The sequence below is a fragment of the Bordetella petrii genome (genome assembly GCF_017356245.1).
GTDB classification, from domain to species: domain Bacteria; phylum Pseudomonadota; class Gammaproteobacteria; order Burkholderiales; family Burkholderiaceae_B; genus Bordetella_A; species Bordetella_A petrii_D.
On record NZ_JAFMZZ010000004.1, the window covers coordinates 736,266 to 758,164 of the forward strand.

Here is a 21,899-nt window from a genome sequence, read left to right on the forward strand (position 1 = left end):
GATGATCGAGGAGTCAATGTGCTGAGTCGGGCGCTGGACAATATCCGCGTGCTGGATCTGTCGCGGATCCTGGCCGGGCCGTGGTGCACGCAGAACCTGGCCGACCTGGGCGCGGACGTGATCAAGGTCGAGCGCCCCGGGCAGGGCGACGACACCCGCAAGTGGGGGCCGCCCTATCTGCAGTCGCGCGACGGCGAAGAGACGCTGTCGGCCTACTTTACCTGCTGCAACCGCAACAAGCGCTCGATCTGCCTGGATTTCTCGCAGGCCGACGGGCAGCGCGCGCTGCTGGAGCTGCTGCGCACCTGCGATGTGCTGGTCGAGAACTACAAGAGCGGCACGCTCAAGCGCTACGGGCTGGACTATGACAGCGTGAAGGCGCTGCGGCCCGACCTGGTGTATGTGTCGATCACCGGCTACGGGCAGGACGGCCCGCGCGCGGCGCAGCCCGGGTACGACTACATTTTCCAGGGCATGGGCGGCCTGATGAGCCACACCGGGGTCGCGGACGGCGAGCCCGGCGCGGGCCCCCTGCGCGCCGGCATTCCGGTGGTGGATATTTCCACGGGCATGTACGCCACTTCGGCCGTGCTGGCCGCGCTGCTGCAGCGCGCGCGCACCGGCCAGGGGGCGCACCTGGATATCGCGCTGCTGGATGTCGCGGTGGCGATCAACGCCAACCAGGGCGCGAATTTCCTGGTGTCCGGCCGCAATCCGGTGCGCACCGGCAACGCGCACCCCAACCTGGCGCCCTACGAGGTCTTCAAGGCCCGCGACGGGTTCTTCATCCTGGCCGTGGGCAATGACGGCCAGTTCGCCAAGTTCTGCGCGCTGTGCGGCCAGGCCGACCTGGCGCAGGACCCGCGCTTCGCCACCAACGCGGCGCGCGTGCAGAACATGCCCGCGCTGCGCGAGGTGCTCAGCCAGATCATCGCCACGCAGGACCGCGCCCACTGGGCCGGCGGCCTGGAAGCGGCGGGTATCGCATGGGGGCCCGTCAATGGGCTGGACGAGGTCTTTGCCGACGAACAGGTGCGCCACCGGGCCATGCTGAAGCATGCGCCGCATCCCCGCTTCGGCGACATTCCGCTGGTGCGCAACCCCATGCTGGGCCGCGATGACACATCGCCCATGCGTCCGCCGCCCTTGATGGGCGAGCACACGCGCGAGGTGCTGGGCGAGCCTTGAGCGCGGCAAGCCGCCCCGATATCGCCTTTTTTCGCTATTCCACCCCTTGCACGACACAGGAGACAAAAGATGAAACCGACTTTCCGCACGACTGCCGCCGCCGCGGCGCTGGTCTTCGGCGCCGCAAGCGCCCCGGCCAGCGCCGCCTACCCCGACCGCCCGGTCACGCTGGTGGTGCCCTATGCGCCGGGCGGCACCACCGACCTGATGGCCCGCGTGGTGGCGCCCAAGCTGGGCGAAGCGCTGGGGCAGACCGTGGTGGTGGTGAACAAGCCCGGGGCCGGCGGCGCGGTCGGCAGCGGCTATGCGGCGCGCGAACGGCCGGACGGCTACACCCTGGTGATGGCGGTGGAAAGCTCGCACGCCGTGAACCCCAGCGTGCATGCCAAGCCCCAGTACGACCCCGTCAAGGATTTCGCGCCCATCAGCAACCTGGCCAATGTGCTGGGGGTGCTGGACGTGCCCGGCAATTCCGACATCAAGACCTTCGACCAGCTCATCGCCCGCCTGAAGGCCGACCCTGACCACTATTCGTTCGGCTCGTCAGGCAGCGGCGGCTACAGCCACCTGTTCGGCGAGCTGTTCCTGAGCTCCACCGGTACGAAGATGCTGCACGTGCCGTACAAGGGCCTGGGCCCGGCGCTGGTCGGCCTGATGGCCGGACAGGTGCAGGTGGTGTTCGACAACCTGCCTTCGTCGGCGGGCTTCCTGGCGTCGGGCAAGCTGCGCGCGCTGGCGGTTGCCTCGCCCAAGCGGATCGAAAGCCTGCCCGATGTTCCCACTTATGCCGAGGTCGGCTACCCTCAGTTGAACACGCCTTCGTGGTTCGGGCTGGCCGCGCCGGCGGGCACGCCCGAGCCGGTGCTGGACCAGCTGAACCAGGCGGTGAAGCAGGCGCTGGCCGACCCGAAAGTGGCGTCGGACATCGAGCGCCTGGGCGCCGTGCCCGACTACACGTCGCGCGACCAGTTCGCCGCCATGATCAAGCGGTCGAATACCGTGTGGCAGAAAGTCGTGAACGACATCGGTTTCGAAAAACTCTAGGATCACCATGGCCATCGAGATTCCCACCTATCCGCACGCCGCTTTCTCGCTGCGCGACGACGGCGTCGGCACGCTGGAAATCCGCGACGCGGGCAAGCTCAACATTCTCAGCGCCGCTGTCGTGGAAAGCCTGATCGGCATGCTGTCGCACATCGACCAGCGCGACGACGTCAAGGTGCTGGTGCTGCGGGCCCAGCAAGAAAAGGCTTTCGTGGCGGGTTCGGACATCAAGGAAATGGCGTTCTTCGACCACGCCAGCGCCATCGCGTACATCGACCGCCTGCGGCAATTGTGCGACGGCGTGCGGCTGCTGCGCGCGCCGGTGATCGCACGCATTCCCGGCTGGTGTCTGGGCGGCGGCATGGAGCTGGCGCTGTCGTGCGACTTGCGCATCGCATCAGACCAGGCCCACATGGGCATGCCCGAAGTGAAGGTCGGCGTGCCGTCCATCATTCACGCCGCGCTGCTGCCGCGGCTGATCGGCAAGGCGCGGTCGAACTGGATGCTGCTGACCGGGGAAATCGCCGACGCCAAGCAGGCCGAGGCCTGGGGCCTGCTGGACCGCGTCGTGCCGGCGGCCGGGCTGGATGCCGAGGTCGACCGCGTAGCGAGTATGCTTGCCGGGCTGGGGCAGCGCGCGCTGGCCCAGCAGAAGCGCCTGCTGCGCGAATGGGAAGACGAGCCGCTGGATGTTTCGCTGAAGAACGGCGTGCTGGAGTTCGGCGCGGCGTTCGACACGGGCGAGCCGGGGCGCTACATGCGCGCGTTCCTGGACGAAAAGGCGCGCAAGACGGGCGCCTGATCCGGCCACGGCGAGGCCGCCGCGACGCGGCCCCGGACGGCTATTCCGCCCTGCCCGCGACCTGCTGCGCACACGGAGGAATCGATGTCCTATGAGCTGAAAGACCTGCGCCTGTTCAAGGCCATCCTGCAGGCCGGCAACCTGTCGGCGGGCGCGGCCACGATGCACATGACGGCGCCGTCGGCCAGCTACCGGCTGAAAAACCTGGAATACGCCGCCGGCAGCCCGCTGTTCGTGCGTTCTGCGCGGGGCATGAGCCTGACGCCGGCCGGCGAGGCGCTGGCGCGCCACGTCGACATCGTGCTGGACAACCTGCAGGCGATGCAGGCCGAGGTCAGCGCCTACGCGCGCAACCTGAAAGGCAGCGTGCGGCTGCTGGCCAACAGCAGTTCGCTGAACGGCTTCATCATTCCCAGCCTGGCGCGCTTCCTGACGTCCAACGCGCACATCGATGTCAATCTGAAAGAGCAGGACAGCCTGTCCATCGCCGGCAAGATCCAGCGCGGCGAGGCCGATATCGGCATCTGCGCGGGCAAGGTCGACGATGCCGACCTGAGCTGCGAGCTCTATGCGATCGACCGCCTGATCTGCGCGGCCCCCATCGACCATGCCCTGGCGCAGCGCCCCAGCGTCGCCTACGCGGATGTGCTGGCGCATGGCCAGGTCTGCATGGAACGGGCCAGCAGCAACTTCCAGTTCGTGCAGACCCAGGCCGAACGGCTGGGCAAGACGGTCAGCGTGCGCGTGCATGCGCACGATTTCAGTTCGGTGCTGTACCTGGTGCGCGCCGGCGTGGGCGTGGCGGTGGTGCCGGCCAGCGTGGCCGAGCCGCTCGTGCGCGAAGGCGCGCTCATGGCCATTCCGTTGCAGGATGGCTGGGCGTTGCGCGACCTGCACCTGGTCACGCGGCAGGATGCCGAGCCGTCGGGGCTGGTGCGCCAGTTCGCCGACGTGCTGCTGCACGACCCACAAGTGGTGGCGGCCCGCACGGGGAAGAATTGGCGGTAGTCGCAGGTGTCTGACACCCTGCGGGAGTCAGACACCTGACATTGCCAGGCGTCGGCGCGATGCTCAGTCGTGCTTGATCGAGATGGTTTTCAGCACGGTGAAGCCGTACAGCGCCTCGAAGCCCTTTTCGCGCCCGTGGCCGCTGGCCTTGACGCCGCCGAACGGCAGTTCGATGCCGCCGCCGGCGCCGTAGTTGTTGATGAACACCTGGCCGCTGCGCACCTTGCGCGCGATGCGCAGCTGGCGCGCGCCGTCGCGCGTCCAGACGCTGGCCGCCAGGCCGTATTCGGTGGCGTTGGCGATGCGGACCGCGTCGGCTTCGTCGTCGAAAGGCATGGCCGCCAGCACCGGGCCGAACACTTCTTCCTGGGCCAGGCGGTGATCGACCGGCACGTTGTCCAGCAGCGTGGGCGCCTGGTAGTAGCCTTCGGCGGGCGCGCCGTCGGCGATCCTGCCCTGCGCGGCGGTGGCGATGCCGTCTTGCGCGGCGGCTTTCAGGAAGCCCTGCACGCGTTCCTGCTGGGTCTTGCGGATCAGCGGGCCGCAGTCCAGGTCCATGGCGGCGGGGCCGGCGCGCAGGGCCGAGAAGGCCTGCGACAGGCGTTCGAGCACGCGGTCGTAGGCGCTGCGCTCGACCAGCAGGCGGCTGCCGGCCGAGCAGGTCTGGCCGGCGTTCTGCACGATGGCGTTGACGGCCACCGGCACCAGCGCGTCGAGATCGGCGTCGCCGAACACGATCTGCGGCGACTTGCCGCCCAGTTCCAGCGTGACCGGCACGTGGCGTTCGGCCGCCACCTGGGTGACCAGCACGCCGATGCGCGGCGAGCCGGTGAACGAGATGTGGTCGATGCCCGGGTGGCGCGTCAGGGCGTCGCCGGCTTCGTGGCCGTAGCCCGTGACGATATTGATGGCGCCCGGCGGGAAGCCCACTTCGGCCGCCAGCTCGGCCAGCCGCAGCAGCGACAGGCAGGCGTCTTCGGCGGGCTTGACCACGCAGGCATTGCCCGCCGCCAGCGCGCCGCCCACGCTGCGCCCGAAGATCTGCAGCGGATAGTTCCAGGGCACCACGTGCCCGGTAACGCCGTGCGGCTCGCGCAGCGTCAGCACGGTGTAGCCGTTCTGGTAAGGCAGGGTTTCGCCGTGCAGCTTGTCGGCCGCGCCGCCGTAGTATTCGAAATAGCGCGCCACCGCCGTGACGTCGGCGCGGGCCTGCTTGGTGGGCTTGCCGCAATCGCGCGATTCGATGTCGGTGAGTTCGTCGGCGTGGTCCAGGATCTTGACCGACAGCTTCAGCATCAGGCGGCCGCGTTCGGCAGCGGTAAGCCTGCCCCAGGCGCCTTCGTCGTAGGCGCGCCGCGCGGCCTGCACGGCCAGGTCGATGTCGGCCGCGTTGCCGCGCGGAATGCTGTCGTACTGCTGGCCGGTGGAAGGATCCAGCACGGGAATGGATTCGCCCGAAGCGCCGGGAACCGGGCGGTTGTCGATGAAATGCTGCTTCATGCCGATGAACCTCTGGAGTGTCGTTGCATAGTAGGCAGGCTGTTCGTCCGGCGGCGGGGCCGGGGCCTAGAACAGGATGGACAGGCCTCCGTCCACGGCCAGCACCTGGCCATTGACATACGAGGCCGCCGGCGAGGCCAGGAACACCGCGGCGCCGGCGATTTCTTCGGGCCGGCCCCAGCGCCCCATGGGGTTGCGGGCGGCCATGGGGTCGTGCAGGGCGGGGTCGGCCACGTAGGCCGCATTGGTTTCGGTGGCGAAGGTGCCGGGGGCGATGGCATTGCTGGTGATGCCCAGCGGGCCGAATTCGGCGGCCAGCGCCCGCATCATGCCGGTCAGGCCCTGCTTGGCGGCCGGGTAGACGGCGTCGCCGGCCCGCGCCAGTTCGCCCACCACCGAGGTAACGGCGATCAGGCGCCCGGCGCCCTGGCGCACCATGCGCTCGGCGGCCAGCTTGGCCAGCAGCATGCCGGCCACCAGGTCGGTGTCGATAAGCGCGCGGATCTCGGCCGGCGAGATGGCCCGCAGGGTTTTACGGTTGCGGGCCCCGACGTTGTTGACCAGGATGTCCAGGCGGCCGTGCTCGGCGTCGATGCGCGCAAAGGCGCGGCTCATGGCGTCGTCGTCGCTGATGTCGAAGGCCAGCGCCGAGGCCGCCAGCCCCTCGCCGCGCAGCGCGGCGGCAGTGGCCTGCACCGCCGCGGCATTGCGGCCGTTGATCAGCACGTGGGCGCCGCAGCCGGCCAGCGCCCGCGCGATGCACAGCCCCAGGCCGCGCGCCGAGCCGGTTACCAGCGCCACCTGGCCCGCCAGCGAGAACTGCTGCAGGTAGGCTTGGTCGGGCGCAACGGTGTTCATGGCGGGCGGCTTCAGGCGGTTTTCTTGGCGGCGGCTTTTTTAGCTGGCGCTTTCTTGGCGGCGGTTTTCCGGGGCGCGGCTTTCTTGGCCGCCGTCTTGCCCGCCGTTTTGGCGGCGGTCTTGGCGGTTTTGGCGGGAGCCTTGCCCGCCGCCGTCTTGGCCGGCGCGCGGCCCGGCTTGGCGGGGCGCGGCTCGAACTCGAAGCCGACCTTGCCGTCGGGCTGGCGCACCAGGAACGCCTTGAACTTGCGGTTGGTGCGGCTGGACACGAAGCCGTCGAGCAGGTCGGTGCGGCCGTCGGTCAGCAGCTTGTGCATCTGCTCGCGCGAGATTTCCTGCTGCAGGATGATCTTGCCCGAGCGGAAATCGCAGGTCTTGTCGGGCCCGACCGACTTTTCGCACACGTAGCTCAGGCCGTGCTCGAACACGCGCGAGCCGCATTTGGGGCAGGCGCCCACCGGCGTATGGCCGGAAAAATCGACCGGTTCGCTGTCGTCGTCATCGTTCTGGCCGAAGTCGAATTCCAGCTTGTATTCGTCGCTGATGCGCAGGATGGCGGCGAACGGCCGGCCCATTTTGCTGATGAAGCCCTGCAGCGGGCCGATTTCGCGCTTGGCCAGCAGCTCTTCGACTTCGGGCAGTTCGAAGGTGCGGCCGCCCGGGTGCTTGCCGATGGAAAAATCGCACTGGGTGCAGGCGTAGCGCCGGTAGTTTTCCTTGACCACGCTGCCGCACTTGGGGCATGGCGTCTGCAGGGTGGCGTAGTCGCCGGGCACCGTGTCGCGCTCGTATTCCTTGGCGCGCTTGACGATGACCTGGGTCATCTGGGCGATTTCGCGCATGAACGCTTCGCGGCCCAGTCCGCCCTGCTCGATCTGCTTGAGCTTGTGTTCCCATTCGCCGGTGAGCTCGGGCGAGGTGAGTTCGGTGACGTCCAGCCCGGCCAGCAGCGTCATGAGCTGGCGCGCCTTGGCGGTGGGCACCAGGTCGCGCCCTTCGCGGCGCAGGTAGCCTTCGCCCAGCAGGCCTTCGATGATGCCCGCGCGGGTGGCCGGCGTGCCCAGGCCGCGCTCGGACATGGCTTCGCGCAGTTCTTCGTCGTCGACCAGCTTGCCGGCGCCTTCCATGGCCGACAGCAGCGTGGCTTCGTTGTAGCGCGCCGGCGGCTTGGTGGACAGGCCCACGGCCTCGACGTCTTCGGTGCGCACGGTTTCGTTGTCGGCCACCGGCACCAGGTTGGCGTCTTCGCCCTGGGCCTCTTTGCCGTACACGGCCAGCCAGCCCGGCGCCACCAGCACCTTGCCTTCGGTCTTGAAGCGATGGCCCTGCACTTCGGTCAGGCGGGTGGTGACGCGGTATTCGGCGGCCGGGAAGAACACCGCCAGGAAGCGCTTGAGCACCAGGTCGTACAGCTTGGCCTCGGCCTCGCTGAGGTCGTGCGGGATCTGCAGCGTGGGGATGATGGCGAAGTGGTCCGACACCTTTTTGTTGTCGAAGATGCGCCGGTTGGGCTTGACCCAGTTCTGCGCCACCACGGTGCCCGCATGGCGCGACAGCTGCCCCACGGCGTTCGAGCCGCCCTTGGCCAGGGCCTGCATGGTGTCGCGCACGGTGCCCAGGTAGTCTTCGGGCAGGTAGCGCGAGTCGGTACGCGGATAGGTAAGCGCCTTGTGGCGTTCGTACAGGGTCTGGGCCAGCGCCAGGGTGGTCTTGGCCGAGAAGCCGAAGCGGCCGTTGGCGTCGCGCTGCAGCGAGGTCAGGTCGTACAGGGCCGGCGACATCTGGGTCGAGGGCTTGGATTCTTCGGTGACGCTGCCCGGCTGTTCGCGGCAGGCGGCCACCACGCTTTGCGCGGCGGCCTGCGACCACAGGCGCGATTCGCGCTTTTCGGGGTCGCGTTCGTCTTTCTTGAAGTCGGGGTCGATCCAGCGGCCCTGGTACAGGCCGGCGGCGGCCACGAACGTGGCGTGCACTTCCCAGTAGTCGCGCGGCACGAAGGCGCGGATGCGCGCTTCGCGCTCGGCCACGATGGCCAGCGTGGGTGTCTGCACGCGGCCCACCGGGGTCTTGAAGAAGCCGCCGTCTTTGCTGTTGAAGGCGGTCATGGCGCGGGTGCCGTTGATGCCCACCAGCCAGTCGGCCTCGGCGCGCGAGCGGGCCGCGGCTTCCAGGGGCTTGAGCTGGACGTCGTCGCGCAGGTTCGAGAAGGCTTCGCGGATGGCGGCCTGCGTCATGGACTGCAGCCACAGGCGCTGGATGGGTTTCTTCACCCCCGCGTACTGGATGATGTAGCGGAAGATCAGTTCGCCCTCGCGCCCGGCATCACAGGCGTTGATGAGCGCGTCGACGTCTTTGCGCTTGGCCAGCTTGACCAGCAGCTTCAGGCGTTCGGCCGAGCGCTTGTCGGCCGGGCCGAGTTCGAATTCGGGCGGGATGACCGGCAGGTGCGCGAAGCTCCATTTTCCCTTGACGGGATCGTTGGGCGCGACAAGGCCGAGCAAATGCCCGATACTGGAAGCGAGCACGTAACGTTCGCTTTCAAAATAGTCGCCCTCGCGCGCGAAGCCTCCGAGGGCGCGTGATATATCAAGGGCTACCGAGGGCTTCTCGGCAATAATCAGCGTTTTGCTCATGGGTATCCAGTGGCGGTAGACCCGCCGGTGTAGCGCGGATGATACGAGGGGAGATTCGCCGCATGCAAGTCGGGGCTGCAGGACAGGCGGGTTCGGAACTGCACGCTTGGCGGCAATTTCTGGCCCGCGGCACGCTATGGCTGGGCGTCTGGCTGCTGGGCAGCGCCGTGATCTGCTGGGTGGCCGCCAACTGGCAAGACATGTCGAAAATCCAGCGCTTTGCCGGCGCGCAGGCGCTGCTGGCGGCGTGCGTGCTGGCAGCGGCATGGGCCGGCTGGCGCCTGCGCGCCGCCGCCGGAGCGCGCCGTTACGCCCCCGGGGCGCTGCTGGCGCTGGCCGGGCTGCTGCTGGGGGCCCTGCTGGCCCTGCTGGGCCAAACTTATCAGACTGGCGCCGATACCTGGGAACTGTTCGCCTGGTGGGCCGCGCTGCTGCTGCCGTGGGCGCTGGTGGCGGCCAGCCAGGCGGTGTGGCTGCTGTGGGTGGTGGTCGTCAACGTGGCGGCGCTGCTCTATTTAGGAGAATCCGGGCTGTTCTGGTGGGCCATCGGCCCCGGCCTGCCCACCCTGCTGCTGGCGGCCCTGAACCTGCTGCTGCTGGCCGCCTGGGAATGCGCCGCCTGGCGCTGGCGGGCCGGCACCCGGGTCGGGCCGCGCGTGCTGGCGGCCCTGATCATCGGCACCCTGGTGCTGGCGCTGACGTTCGGCGATTCGGTGCTGCGCGGGCTGGGCTCGGTTACCGGCGCGGCCTGGGCGGTGGCGACGCTGGGCCTGGGCTACTACTACCAGCGCGCCCGCCGCGACCTGCTCATCCTGGCCATGCTGGCCGCCGGCGTCATCTGCGTATCGATGCGCCTGGCGGGCGAATGGCTGCTCAGCCTGGAACCCGGCGTCTGGGCCATCCTGCCGCTGGCCGGCCTGTTGATGGCCGAAGCGGTGTGGGCCGCGCGCTGGCTGCGCCGGCTGGCGGCCGAGCCGCCCGCGGGGCGTGCGCTGGCCGATGCCGAGCCGGCCGGCGCGTCGGCCGGCAATGCCGTGACGCCGGCCGACGCGGGCGGCCCGGTGGCCGGCCTGGCCGACCCCGATGTCGAGCCCCAGCTGGGGCCGGCCTGGTACGTGCAGGGGCTGCTGGGCCTGAGCGCCTGGCTGACCACCCTGCTGCTGCTGTTGTTCCTGGCGGTGTCGGGCCTGGTGCAGACCCAGCAGGGCGCCATGGTGGTGGGCCTGGTGCTGTGCGCCGTGGCGGTGGCCGTGCTGCGCACCGATGCCGGGCCGTTCTGGCGGCAGTGCGCCACGGCCATGGGCTTTGCCGGGCAGATACTGGTGGCGTTCGGCCTGTCCCAGTCGGCCTCGCTGTCCAGCGCCTGCGCCTTCGTGCTGCTGCTGGGCGTGGCGGTGTACGCCCTGGCGCCCGAGGCGCTGCTGCGCTTCCTTAGCGCCTGGATGATCGCCCTGGCGCTGGCCGGGCTGATCTGGCTGGGCCTGGTGCCCGGCCTGATGGACAACGACCTGCTCGACATGTGGCTCGATTTCGACACCGTGCGCGCCACTTTCGTCTGGCTGCCGGTGGCCGTGGTCGGCGCCTGGACAGCCGCCGTGGCGTTCTGCGTGGGCCACCGCCTGGCGCGCACGCGGCCCAACGTGCTGCTGCCGCTGGCCTGGGCCTTCGTGCTGGCGGTGCAGGGCATGGTGTGGGCGGCAGGCGGCGTGTCGCTGGCGCAGTTGCCGGTGATCTGGCAGCTGAACCCGGTAACCGCCATGCTGACCGTGGCGGCCGTGCTGCTGCCGGTGGCCTGCGCCCTGGCGGTGCTGTGGCCGCGCCGGCGCGTGCTGACCGCCGGGGTGCTGTGGGGCGTGCCGCTGGGCCTGCTGGCGCTGGGGTTGTGCTGGCTGCCCAGCCCGGGCATCGCCTTCGCGCTGGCCTGGATGCTGCTGGGCTTCGGCCTGAACCGTTCGCGCCTGACGATCTTCGGCGGCCTGAGCCTGCTGGCCTACCTGGTGGTTTATTACTACCAATTGCAGGTGCCCCTGCTCGACAAGGCCCTGTGGCTGGGCGCCGCCGCGCTGCTGATGTTCTTCCTGCGCGCCCTGGTGTGGCTGGTGCCGCGCCTGATGCGCACGGCCGAGCCGCCTTCCGCCGCCATGGCGGGCCCGGCCCCGGCGGCGCTGCGCTGGCGCACGGCCGTGGTGCTGGGCGGGCTGGCGCTGGCCCTGGCCGTGGTCAATGGCGCCATCTGGCAGCGCGAGGCCCTGCTGGCCCACGGGCGGGTCGCCATCCTGGAACTGGCGCCGGTCGATCCGCGTTCGCTGATGCAGGGCGATTACATGGCCCTGCGGTTCGCCGCCGGCAACGAGGTGATGCAGCGCCTGGCCGCCGACCCCGATGCCGCGCCGGCGCCCGACGGCTACGTGGTGCTGGTGCCCGACGGCAGCGGCGTGGCGCAGGTGGCGCGCATCCAGGCCGGCGCGCAGCCGCACGCCAGCCAGGAGATCGCCCTGCGCTACCGCCTGCGGGCCGGGCAGGTGCGCATCGTCACTAATGCGTATTTCTTCCCCGAAGGCCAGGCCGAGCGCTACGCGGCCGCCCGCTATGGCGAAGTGCGGGTCGGCGAAGACGGCACCGGCTTGCTGGTGCGCATGCTGGGCGCGGATCGGCAGCCGTTGTAGCAGGGCGCCAGGTGTCTGACTCCGCAGGTGTCAGACACCGTACGGCTGAGACAGCCATGCCACACAACGGTGTCTGACACCCTGCGGGAGTCAGACACCTGGGTACATCACACCTGGGTTGGCTACCTTCCGAAGCGGGCGGCCCATTGGGGGGTGGCCTGGGCCAGGAAGGCGGCGGGGGTGGCGGCGGGAAACGGGGGGAATTCCAGGGCCTGCCAGGCCTGGGCCAGCATGGCCAGGGGCCGGGTGGTGTCCAGTGGCGGCGCGCCGTTCTGCTTCGACAGTTTCAGGCCGGTGGCGGGGTCGGTGATCAACGGCACATGCATGACGCGCGGCGCCGGGACGCCCAGCAGCCGCGCCAGCACGCGTTGGCGCGCGGTGGAACTGAGCAGGTCGGCGCCGCGCACGATGTCGGTGATGCCCTGTTCGGCGTCGTCTACCACCACGGCCAGCTGATACGCCCACAGGCCGTCGGCGCGGCGCAGCACGAAATCGCCCACGGCCTGTGCCACGTCTTGCTGCTGGGGCCCCAGCCAGCGGTCGGTGAAGGTTTCGGTGCCGGCCGGCACGCGCAGCCGCCAGGCGCGCGCCTGGCGGCCCGGCGGCAGGCCGTGGCGGCAGGTGCCGGGGTAGGGCCGTTCGCCGTCGGGCCCCGGGCCCGCGCCGCGCAGCGATGAGTCGGCGATTTCGCGCCGGGTGCAGCCGCAGCCATACACCAGGCCCCGCGCGGCCAGGGTATCGAAGGCCTGCTGGTAGGCGGGGCCGCGCCGCGACTGCCACAGGACGTCGCCGTCCCAGTGCAGCCCCAGCGCGCGCAGTTGTTCCATGATGATGCCGGCCGCGCCGGCCACGGTGCGGGGCGTGTCGACGTCTTCGATGCGCAGCAGCCAGCGCCCGCCATGGGCGCGCGCGTCCAGCCAGCTGGCCAGGGCGGCCACTAGTGAACCAAGGTGCAGCGGCCCGCTGGGGCTGGGGGCGAAACGGCCTGCGTAGTTCACGGCTCAGTGGAGCCGGCGCGCACCGTCGTCGTCGAGCAGTTCTTCGAGGACCAGGTTGTCGATCTCGGCTTCCTGGCTCCAGAGGACCATCAGGGCGATGATCTTGGTCTTGGCCAGCGACACCGGGGTTTCGGGGGCGGCCAGGGCGCGGTCGATGACGATTTCGCGCAGGGGCGCGGGCAGCACGCCGGCCGATTCAAGAAAGGCGATGAAGCCGATGGATTCGGTGCCCAGCTGCTGGTATTCGGAATCGGTGTAGATGCGGATGCCGGAACTGGGCGCCTGGGCGAGATCGACGCAGCGTTCGGTGGTTTCGGCCAGGCCGTAGAGCCAGCCCAGCGCGTCGTCGATGTCTTCGTGCTCGAAGCCTGCGGCCGCTAGGCGTTTGGCGAGAACGTCGGCCGCGGGACAGGCTTGCGGCGTGTAGTAGTTTTCGAACAGATAAACGAGGATATCGAACATATGGCGCAGTGTTTGTGCCAGTTTGCCCAGTCGGCCCGCAGATCGGCAAACCAGCAAACGTGCTTTTAACTGTACGCTGAATCGTCATCCGGGGCAACTTGGTTGCCCCGGGTTGGCGATATACAACGGATCGCGCCGGGGCTGGCCGGCGGCGGGGCAATGATCCGTCCCCACAACCGGGAAGCGCCCCCGTTTTCAAGCCGCCGGCAGGGCTTTTTCCGCCTTGAACTGGGCCAGCTGGCGAATGAACACCGGGATGCATACCGCCAGCCCGACCAGGCCGGAGGCCAGCCCGGGAATGATGGTCAGCAGCGCGCCCACCACGCACAGCCAGCGTTCCCAGGTTTTCAGGCCGACCAGCAGGTAGCGCGACAGCGCCGCCGACAGCAGCACCAGGCCGATCATGCAGCCCAGCAGGGTCACGAAGAAGGCGTACCACGAGAAGCCCTGCACCGAGATCAGCAGCGATGGCGAGAACACGAACACGAATGGCACGATCAGCTTGGTGATGCCCAGCCGGAAGGCCGTATTGCCGGTCTTGAAAGGATCGCTGCCGGCCATGCCGGCCGCGGCGTAGGCGGCCAGCGCGACCGGCGGCGTGATGTCGGCCAGGATGCCGAAATAGAACACGAAGAAGTGCGCCGCGATGGGTTGCACGCCCAACTGCACCAGCGTGGGCGCCGCCACGGCCACCATGATCAGGTAATTGGCCGTGGTGGGGATGCCGCAACCCATCAGAATGCAGACGATGCCAGTCATGACCAGCGCCGCGATCAGGGTCAGGGTCTGCGTATTGGCGATGACGTCCGGGATGACGGCGCCTACGCCGCCGGCAATGGCCTGCGCCGCGCTGATGACGATGTACGAGACCTTGAAGCCCACGCCGGTAAGCGTGACCACGCCGATCACCAGGCCCACGGTGCCGGCCGCCGCGCCCACGGCCAGCGCGTACTTGGCGCCGGTCTCGAACGAGTCGTACAGGTCGCGCAGCTTCAGGCGCTGGTACGGATTGAGCAGGCCCACCAGGATGCAGCCGGTGATGCCGGTGAAGGCCGCCAGGTACGGGGTGCGGCCGCTGGCCAGCACGGCGATCAGCGCCACCAGCGGCAGCAGCGTGGGCCAGCGGCGCTTGAACGAGTCGCGCAGGTTGGGCATTTCGTCGGCGCGCAGGCCGCGCAGGCCTTCGCGCTTGGCCTCGAAGTGCACCTGCATGAACATGCCGAAGAAATACAGGAAAGCCGGGAAGATGCCGGCCAGGATGATCTGCTGGTACGGGATGTCGAGGAACTCGATCATCAGGAAGGCCGCGGCGCCCATGATGGGCGGGGTGATCTGCCCGCCGGTGCTGGACGCGGCTTCGACGCCGGCCGCGAAATGGCGCGGGTAGCCGATGCGGATCATGGCCGGAATGGTCAGCGACCCCACCGTGACCGCGTTGGCCACCGACGAGCCCGACAGCATGCCGAACATGGCCGAGCCGAACACCGACACCTTGGCGGGGCCGCCCGCGTACCGGCCGGCCAGGGTCGAGGCCACGTCCAGGAACAGCTGCCCCAGCCCGATGCGGCTGGCCAGCACGCCGAACAGCACGAAATGGAACACATAGGTGGCCACCACGCCGACCGCCACCCCGTAGATGCCCTGGCTGGTCAGGTACATGTGGTTGACGATCTGCGGCCAGCTGTTGCCGGCGTGCTTGAGCAGGCCCGGGAAGACGGGGCCGAACGCGGCGTAGGCCAGGAACACCAGCGCGATGATGGGCAGCGGCCAGCCCATGGCGCGCCGCGTGCCTTCGAGCAGGCCGACGATGAGCACCGTGCCCATGAAGACGTCGAGCGGCAACGGGTTGCCGACGCGGAAGGCCAGGTCGTCGAAGATGTACGGGATATACAGCACGCTGAAAGCCAGCGCGATGGCGATGATCCAGTCGTACAGCGGCACGCCGCCCGGCGTCAGCAGGGTCGAGCGCGGCTCGCGCTGGTAATGGGCCTTGCTGAAGCCGAACACCAGGAAGATCAGGCTCAGCACGAAAGCCAGGTGCACGCCGCGGTGGGTGGCCTCGCGCAGCAGGCCGAAGCCGGCCGTGTAATAGTGGAACAGCGAGAGCGACACCAGCAGGAACGAAACGATCCAGGTGGCGGTCTTGGCCAGCGGCCGGAAGCGGATTTCAGAATCGAATTGTTCCGCCAGTTTCTGGGTCTTGTCGTGGTCGATTTCCATCGCCAGGCCTTATAAAAAAAGCCGCGCGCCGGGCAGCCTGCCCGGCGCGCAGCGGGCTTTGCAGCAAGTTACTTCAGCAGGCCTGCTTCTTTGTAGAACTTCTCGGCGCCCGGATGGAACGGAATGCCGGCGCCCTTGACGGCGTTTTCCTTGGTGATCAGCTTGCCCTTGGCGTGGCCGTTGTCCAGCATCTTGCGGGTGGCGTCGCTGTACATCGCCTTGGTGATGTCGTAGACCGTCTGTTCCGACAGCTTGGTGGACGTGACCATCTGCGCGTTCACCGAGATGGTCTTCACTTCGCCGATGCCCTGGTACATGCCGGCGGCGATGGTGTCGGGAGTGAAGAACTGCTGCTGGCTGCGCAGCTTGTCGATTTCCGGGCCGACGATGGGCACCAGCTCGATGCCCGCGCCGCTCGAGGCCAGCTCGGCGATGGCGCCGGCGGGGGCGCCGCCCACGAAGAAGAAGGCGTCCAGACCGCCATCCTTGAGCTTGTCGCCGGCCTGGTTGGGCTTCAGGTATTCGGCGTCGATGTCTTTGTCGGTCATGCCGAAGGCGCCCAGGATCAGGCGCACGTCGACCAGGGTGCCCGAACCGGGTTCGTCCATGGATACGCGCTTGCCGCGCAGGTCGGCCACCGACTTGATGCCCGACCCCTTGCGCGCCACCAGGTGGATGCTTTCGGGGTACAGGGTGGCGATCAGGCGCAGGTTTTCGGCCTTGGGCTTGCCGTCGAACGTGCCGGTGCCGGTATAGGCCCAGTACGCCACGTCGGACTGCGTGAAGCCGGCTTCCAGCGAGCCGCCCAGGATGCCGTTGATGTTGGCCACCGAGCCGTTCGAGGCGACCGCCGTGGCGATCAGCTTGCCGGGCTGCGAGATGGCGTTGGCGATCATGCCGCCCACCGGGTAATAGGTGCCGGCCGTGCCGCCGGTGCCGATGCGGAAGAATTGCTGCGCGTGGGCGGGGCCGGCGGCGCCGGCCACGGCCAGCGCGACCGCCAGGGTCTTGATCCAGTTCTTCAAGGACATGAGAGCTTCTCCAGATACGGCGCTGTCGATTGAGCACGCCTTTTGTGAATCCACGGATTTTGTCATGCGCGGCCGCGCCGCATGCCTAGGGTTTGCCTGGGGATACACTACGTTTTTCCGTGTGCCGCCCGGCGTCTGGCGGCCGGCATGTTCGTACGAAAAGGAAGCGCGCATGGCTGCCTCTCCTGCTGCATCGATTCCGGCCCTGCCGCCCGCGGCCGCGCCGGGCGACCCGCTGGCGCGGGTCGACACGCCCAGCCTGGTGCTGGACCTGGATGCGTTCGAATCGAACCTGCGCCTGATGCAGGCCTGGGCCGACCGGCATGGCGTGGCTTTGCGCCCGCATGCCAAGGCGCACAAGTGTCCCGAGATCGCCCGCCGCCAGCTGGCGCTGGGCGCGCGCGGCATTTGCTGCCAGAAGGTCAGCGAGGCCCTGCCGTTCGTGGCGGCGGGCATCGACGACGTGCACATCAGCAACGAAGTGGTGGGCCCGGCCAAGCTGGCGCTGCTGGCGCAACTGGCCCGCGTGGCGCGCGTCAGCGTGTGCGTGGACGACGCCGGCAACCTGGCCGACATCTCGGCCGCCATGGCGCGCGCGCAGGCACAGGTTGATGTGCTGGTCGAGTTCGATGTGGGCCAGGGGCGCTGCGGCGTGCCCGATGCGGCGGCGGCCGTGGCCCTGGCGCGCCAGGCGCAGTCACTGCCCGGCGTGGTGTTCGGCGGGCTGCAGGCCTACCACGGCTCGGCGCAGCACGTGCGCGGCCACGCCGAACGCGCCGCGACGGCGGCCCGCGCGGCCCAGGCGGCCGCCGACTGCGCGCGCCAGCTGCGGGCGGCCGGCATCCCCTGCGACCGCATCACCGGCGCCGGGACGGGCAGCGCCGAGTTCGACGCCGCTTCGGGCGTATACACCGAGATGCAAGCGGGTTCGTACGCGTTCATGGACGGCGACTACGGGGCCAATGCCTGGTCCGGGCCGTTGGCTTTCCGCCACAGCCTGTTCCTGCTGGCCACGGTCATGAGCATGCCGGCCGCCGGCCGGGCCGTGGTCGACGCCGGGCTGAAATCCACCACCATCGAGTGCGGGCTGCCCCAAGTGGCCGGCCGCGCCGGGCTGCAGTATGCCGCCGCCAACGACGAGCACGGCGTGCTGAAAGTGGCCGCCGACGCGGCGCTGCGCCTGGGCGACACGCTGCTGCTGATCCCCGCGCACGTCGATCCGACCTTCAATCTGCACGACAGCCTGGTGGCCTATCGCGGCGGGGTGGTCGAGGGCGTGTGGGACATCGCCGCCCGCGGGTTCAGCCGATGATCCGGCCGGCGGGGCGCACCGGCCCGCCGGCGGCAACCATACGGTGCTAAATTCTTTGTTTTCCACACCCCTTGTTTTTCCCATTCCGTAGGAACCGCCATGGAATTCAGCCAGTTCAACGTCAACGCCCTGATGGAGATCACCTCCCGCCCGGACCTCGTGTTCGTGCGAGGCCAGGGCTCCTGGCTGGAAGACCATGCCGGCAAGCGATATCTCGACTTCGTGCAGGGCTGGGCGGTGAACACGCTGGGCCACTGCGCGCCCGAAATGAAGCGCGCCCTGCTCGAGCAGGCCGACAAGCTGATGAACCCTTCGCCGGCGTTCTATAACCAGCCGTCCATCGACCTGTCGCTGCGCCTGACCGGCGCCTCGTGTTTCGACCGCGTGTTCTTCGCCAACAGCGGCGCCGAGGCCAATGAAGGCGCCATCAAGCTGGCGCGCAAGTGGGGCCGGGTCAAGCGCAACGGCGCCTACAAGATCATCACCATGAACCACGGCTTCCACGGCCGTACCCTGGCCACGATGTCGGCCTCGGGCAAGCCGGGCTGGGACACCATGTACGCGCCGCAGGTCGAGGGCTTTCCCAAGGCCGAGCTCAACGACCTGGATTCGGTGCGCGCGCTCATCGACGGCCAGACGGTGGCCATCATGCTCGAGCCGGTGCAGGGCGAGTCGGGCGTCATCCCGGCCACGCCGGAATTCATGAAGGGCCTGCGCCAGCTGGCCGACGAACACCAGCTGCTGCTCATCGTCGACGAAGTGCAGACCGGCATGGGCCGCACCGGCTCGCTGTTCGCCTACCAGCAATTCGATGTGGTGCCCGACATCATGACCCTGGCCAAGGGCATCGGCGGCGGCGTGCCGCTGGCCGCGCTGCTGGCGCGCCAGGACGTCTGCGTGTTCGCGCATGGCGACCAGGGCGGCACCTACAACGGCAACCCCCTGATGGCCGCGGTGGGCGTGGCGGTGTTCGACACCCTGACCGCGCCGGGCTTCATGGACACGGTGCGCACCCGCGCGCAACAGCTGTCCGAAGGCCTGCTGGCCCTGTCGGCCAAGTGGGGCATGGGCGGCGAGCGTGGCATGGGCCTGCTGCGCGCGCTGATCCTCGACCGCGAAGACGGCCCGGCCATCGTCGAGGCCGCGCGCAAGCTCGAGCCGCAGGGCCTGCTGCTGAACGCGCCGCGCGGCAACCTGCTGCGCTTCATGCCGGCGCTGAACGTCAGCGAACAGGAAATCGCGCAGATGCTGTCGCAGCTCGACGGCGTGATCAGCGCGCTGCGCAAGGGCTGAGGCCGGATGTAGCCAGGTGTCAGGCTCCGCGGGTGCCTGACACCGAAGCGCGCAAAGGCGGCTTCAATCGTACGGTGTCTGACACCCTGCGGGAGTCAGACACCTGCGTATTAGGCACCTTGCTTATTACAGCTGTGCCGCCTGGCCCCGCAGCACGAATTTCTGGATCTTACCGGTGGCGGTCTTGGGCAGCGGGCCGAACACCACGGTGCGCGGCACCTTGAAGCGCGCCAGGTGCTCGCGGCAATGCCGCAGCACGTCTTCGGCGGTGCAGTGCGCGCCTTCTTTCAGCGTGACGAACGCGCAGGGCGTTTCGCCCCAGTTGGGGTCGGGCCGCGCCACGACCGCGGCTTCCAGGATGTCGGGGTGCCGGTACAGCACGCTTTCGACTTCCACGGTGGAAATGTTTTCGCCGCCCGAGATGATGATGTCCTTGGCGCGATCCTTGATTTCGATATAGCCGTCGGGGTGCACCACGCCCAGGTCGCCTGAATGGAACCAGCCGCCGGCGAAGGCGTCCGCCGTGGCGTCGGGGTTGTGCAGATAGCCCTTCATCAGCGTATTGCCGCGCAGCACGATCTCGCCCATGGTCGCGCCGTCGGCCGGCACGGGCCGCAGCTGGTCGTCGACCACCTGCACGTGCTCGACGTTGAGCTTGCGCACGCCGATGCGCGCTTTCAGCGCGGCGCGCTCGGCCAGGGGCAGCGCGTCCCATTCGTCATGCCACGCGCAGCTGACCGACGGCCCGTAGGTTTCGGTCAGGCCGTACAGATGCGTGACGCCGACGCCCAGCCGTTCCATGGCCTCGATGACCGCGGCCGGCGGCGCGGCGCCGCCGGTCAGCGCCTGCACCGGGTGTGTGGCGCGGTGCTGCACCTGGGCCGGCGCGTTGATCAGCATGTTCAGCACCACCGGCGCGGCGCAGAAGTAGCCGACGCGATGGCGCCGGATGGCGTCGAAAATCGCCGCCGGCTCGACCCGCCGCAGGCAGATGCTGGTGCCCGCCAGCGCCGCCAGGGTCCATGGAAAGCACCAGCCGTTGCAGTGGAACATCGGCAGCGTCCACAGATACACGGCATGCGGCGGCATGCCGCAGGCCAGCACATTGCCGGTGGCGTTCAGGTAGGCGCCGCGGTGGTGGTAGACCACGCCCTTGGGGTTGCCGGTGGTGCCCGAGGTGTAGTTCAGGCAGATGCTCTGCCATTCGTCGGCGGGCCATTGCCACGCCGCGTCGGGCGGCTGCGCGGCCAGCCAGGCTTCGTATTCGGCGTCGCCCAGCGTGCCGTGTTCGCCCGCGTACTCCGCGTCTTCGATGCGCACCGTGCGCGGCGGCGCGGCCAGCCGGCCCAGCACGTCCTGCACCACGCCGGCGTATTCGCTGTCGTACAGCAGGACGGCGGCGCGGCCGTGTTCCAGGATGAACGCCAGAGTGGCGGCGTCTAGCCGGGTGTTCAGGGCGTTGAGCACGGCGCCTGCCATGGGCACGCCGAAATGCGCTTCGTACAGCGCCGGCACGTTGGGCGCCAGCACCGCCACCACGTCGCCGCGCTGCACGCCCCACGCCCGCAGCGCTGCCGCCATCTGCTGGCATCGCTGCCGCGTGGCGTGCCAGCTCTGGCTGCGATCGCCGTGCACCAGCGCCGGCCGTTGCGGATAGACTTCGGCCGCCCACTGCAGGAACCCCAGAGGCGTCAGGGGCACATGGTTGGCGGCGTTGGGCGGCAGTTCGTCGTGGGATGGGGCTGTCATGGGGTGGCTCCGGCTAGGGCTGGCGGGCGGTTTCACGCTGGGCGGCCTGCCACCCCAGCTCGGCCAGGGGCGCCACGCGCGCGCCCATTTCGCGGGCGTCGTCGGCGGCGGCGTTGCCCGCCCGGGCGCGCGCGTACACGCCCTGCAGGATGGCGGCGATGCGGAAGAAGCTGTAGGCCAGGTAGAAGTCCCAGTTGGCCGGCGCGGCGATACCGCGCGCGCGGCAATAGGCGGCCACGAACGCGGCCTCGTCGGGGATGCCCAGCGCCGCCAGGTCCAGGCCGGCAATGCCGCGCCACAGGCTGGGCGGGATGCGCCAGCACATGCAGTGATAGGCCAGGTCGGCCAGCGGGTGGCCCAGCGTGGACAGCTCCCAGTCCAGCAGCGCGATGGCGCGGGGCGCGTCGGCGGCGAACACCAGGTTGTCGATGCGGTAGTCGCCATGCACCAGGCAGACCTGGCCGTCGTCGGCCGGCAAGTGCCGCGGCAGCCAGTCGATCAGCGCGTCCATGGCGGGAATTGCCGCGGTCTCGGTGTCGCGGTACTGCCGGGTCCAGCGGGCGACCTGGCGCGCGTAGTAGTCGCCGGCGCGGCCGTAGTCGCCCAGCCCGGCTTCGCCGGGCGCCACCGCGTGCAGCGCGGCCAGCACCCGGCCCGCCTCGGCGTAGACGGCGCCGCGCTCGGACGGGTCCAGCCCCGGCAGGGCCGGGTCCATGAACACGCGGCCCTGCGCATAGCTCATCAAGTAGAACGGCGTGCCGATCACGCCGCGGTCTTCGCAGTAGTGCAGCATGCGCGGCACCGGCACCGCGGTGCCGGCCAGGGCCGACATCACGCGGTATTCGCGGTCCACCGCATGGGCCGAGGGCAGCAGCGCGCCGGGCGGCTGCTTGCGCAGCACGCGCAGCCCGCCGGCATCTTCCAGCAGGAAGGTGGGGTTCGACTGCCCGCCGGTCAGCGGCCGGACGCGCAGGCCGGCCGCGTCGCCCAGCCCCTGCGCCGCCAGGTAGGCCGCCAGCGCGGGCAGCCACTCGGGCTGCGCTGGCGGATGATGGCCGTGCGCGTTCACTGGACTACCCTCCTGTCGCTGCGCGACTGCCTCCCCGAGGGAGGATTCGCCCTTCGGGCGGCCGTG

At 69.3% G+C, this 21,899-nt stretch carries 16 protein-coding genes; 7 read left to right on the top strand and 9 right to left on the bottom strand.

Annotated elements, in window-relative coordinates; all coding sequences use genetic code 11:
• Positions 1 to 18: 18 nt before the first annotated feature.
• The 4 genes from J2P76_RS21575 (at position 19) to J2P76_RS21590 (ending at position 4,042) form a co-directional block, all read left to right on the top strand.
• The gene (locus J2P76_RS21575) at positions 19 to 1,188 is read left to right on the top strand and encodes a CoA transferase (RefSeq protein WP_207409926.1); all 1,170 of its coding nucleotides are present in this window, start codon (positions 19 to 21) and stop codon (positions 1,186 to 1,188) included.
• A 69-nt stretch (positions 1,189 to 1,257) separates the two neighbouring features.
• Positions 1,258 to 2,232, top strand: coding sequence for a Bug family tripartite tricarboxylate transporter substrate binding protein (locus J2P76_RS21580; RefSeq protein WP_207409928.1), 975 nt, complete (start codon positions 1,258 to 1,260; stop codon positions 2,230 to 2,232).
• Positions 2,233 to 2,239: 7 nt separating this feature from the next.
• Positions 2,240 to 3,034 carry an enoyl-CoA hydratase gene (locus J2P76_RS21585; protein ID WP_207409930.1) on the top strand — a complete coding sequence of 265 codons (795 nt, stop codon included), beginning with the start codon at positions 2,240 to 2,242 and terminating at the stop codon, positions 3,032 to 3,034.
• An 84-nt stretch (positions 3,035 to 3,118) separates the two neighbouring features.
• Positions 3,119 to 4,042 (top strand): LysR substrate-binding domain-containing protein, encoded by a 924-nt coding sequence (locus J2P76_RS21590; protein ID WP_207409932.1) that lies wholly within the window; start codon positions 3,119 to 3,121, stop codon positions 4,040 to 4,042.
• A 63-nt stretch (positions 4,043 to 4,105) separates the two neighbouring features.
• Here the strand turns inward: J2P76_RS21590 and J2P76_RS21595 are convergent, their stop codons facing one another.
• From J2P76_RS21595 to J2P76_RS21605, 3 genes are all read right to left on the bottom strand, one after another.
• Positions 4,106 to 5,542, bottom strand: coding sequence for an aldehyde dehydrogenase family protein (locus tag J2P76_RS21595; RefSeq protein ID WP_207409933.1), 1,437 nt, complete (start codon positions 5,540 to 5,542; stop codon positions 4,106 to 4,108).
• 66 nt (positions 5,543 to 5,608) lie between these two features.
• Positions 5,609 to 6,400 (bottom strand): SDR family oxidoreductase, encoded by a 792-nt coding sequence (locus J2P76_RS21600; protein ID WP_207409934.1) that lies wholly within the window; start codon positions 6,398 to 6,400, stop codon positions 5,609 to 5,611.
• Between the two features lie 11 nt (positions 6,401 to 6,411).
• Positions 6,412 to 9,033, bottom strand: coding sequence for a DNA topoisomerase III (locus J2P76_RS21605; RefSeq protein ID WP_207409935.1), 2,622 nt, complete (start codon positions 9,031 to 9,033; stop codon positions 6,412 to 6,414).
• 62 nt (positions 9,034 to 9,095) lie between these two features.
• Between J2P76_RS21605 and J2P76_RS21610 the strand changes: the two genes are divergently transcribed.
• A complete protein-coding gene (locus J2P76_RS21610) occupies positions 9,096 to 11,699 on the top strand; it encodes a GDYXXLXY domain-containing protein (RefSeq protein ID WP_207409936.1) in 2,604 nt (867 codons plus the stop codon).
• A gap of 122 nt (positions 11,700 to 11,821) precedes the next feature.
• On the opposite strand, the gene gluQRS is transcribed toward J2P76_RS21610, so the two are convergent.
• From gluQRS to J2P76_RS21630, 4 genes are all read right to left on the bottom strand, one after another.
• Positions 11,822 to 12,697, bottom strand: a complete 876-nt coding sequence (gene gluQRS / locus J2P76_RS21615) for a tRNA glutamyl-Q(34) synthetase GluQRS (RefSeq protein WP_207409937.1) — start codon at positions 12,695 to 12,697, stop codon at positions 11,822 to 11,824.
• Between the two features lie 3 nt (positions 12,698 to 12,700).
• Complete coding sequence (locus tag J2P76_RS21620) at positions 12,701 to 13,159, bottom strand: DUF494 family protein (RefSeq protein WP_012247067.1); 459 nt, start codon at positions 13,157 to 13,159, stop codon at positions 12,701 to 12,703.
• Between the two features lie 195 nt (positions 13,160 to 13,354).
• Positions 13,355 to 15,379 (bottom strand): TRAP transporter permease, encoded by a 2,025-nt coding sequence (locus J2P76_RS21625; protein WP_207409938.1) that lies wholly within the window; start codon positions 15,377 to 15,379, stop codon positions 13,355 to 13,357.
• Positions 15,380 to 15,447: 68 nt separating this feature from the next.
• Positions 15,448 to 16,410, bottom strand: a complete 963-nt coding sequence (locus J2P76_RS21630; protein WP_207409939.1) for a TAXI family TRAP transporter solute-binding subunit — start codon at positions 16,408 to 16,410, stop codon at positions 15,448 to 15,450.
• Between the two features lie 172 nt (positions 16,411 to 16,582).
• Between J2P76_RS21630 and J2P76_RS21635 the strand changes: the two genes are divergently transcribed.
• Together J2P76_RS21635 and J2P76_RS21640 are read left to right on the top strand one after the other, a co-directional pair.
• Complete coding sequence (locus tag J2P76_RS21635; protein WP_207409941.1) at positions 16,583 to 17,722, top strand: DSD1 family PLP-dependent enzyme; 1,140 nt, start codon at positions 16,583 to 16,585, stop codon at positions 17,720 to 17,722.
• 99 nt (positions 17,723 to 17,821) lie between these two features.
• On the top strand, positions 17,822 to 19,015 hold the full coding sequence (locus tag J2P76_RS21640) for an acetylornithine transaminase (RefSeq protein WP_207409943.1): 1,194 nt from the start codon (positions 17,822 to 17,824) through the stop codon (positions 19,013 to 19,015).
• Between the two features lie 126 nt (positions 19,016 to 19,141).
• Here J2P76_RS21640 and J2P76_RS21645 read toward each other — a convergent pair whose 3' ends face one another.
• Entirely contained in the window at positions 19,142 to 20,764 is a 1,623-nt protein-coding gene (locus J2P76_RS21645) for an acyl-CoA synthetase (protein WP_207409944.1), read from the bottom strand.
• A gap of 13 nt (positions 20,765 to 20,777) precedes the next feature.
• A complete protein-coding gene (locus tag J2P76_RS21650) occupies positions 20,778 to 21,833 on the bottom strand; it encodes a phosphotransferase (RefSeq protein ID WP_207409945.1) in 1,056 nt (351 codons plus the stop codon).
• Positions 21,834 to 21,899: the final 66 nt, after the last annotated feature.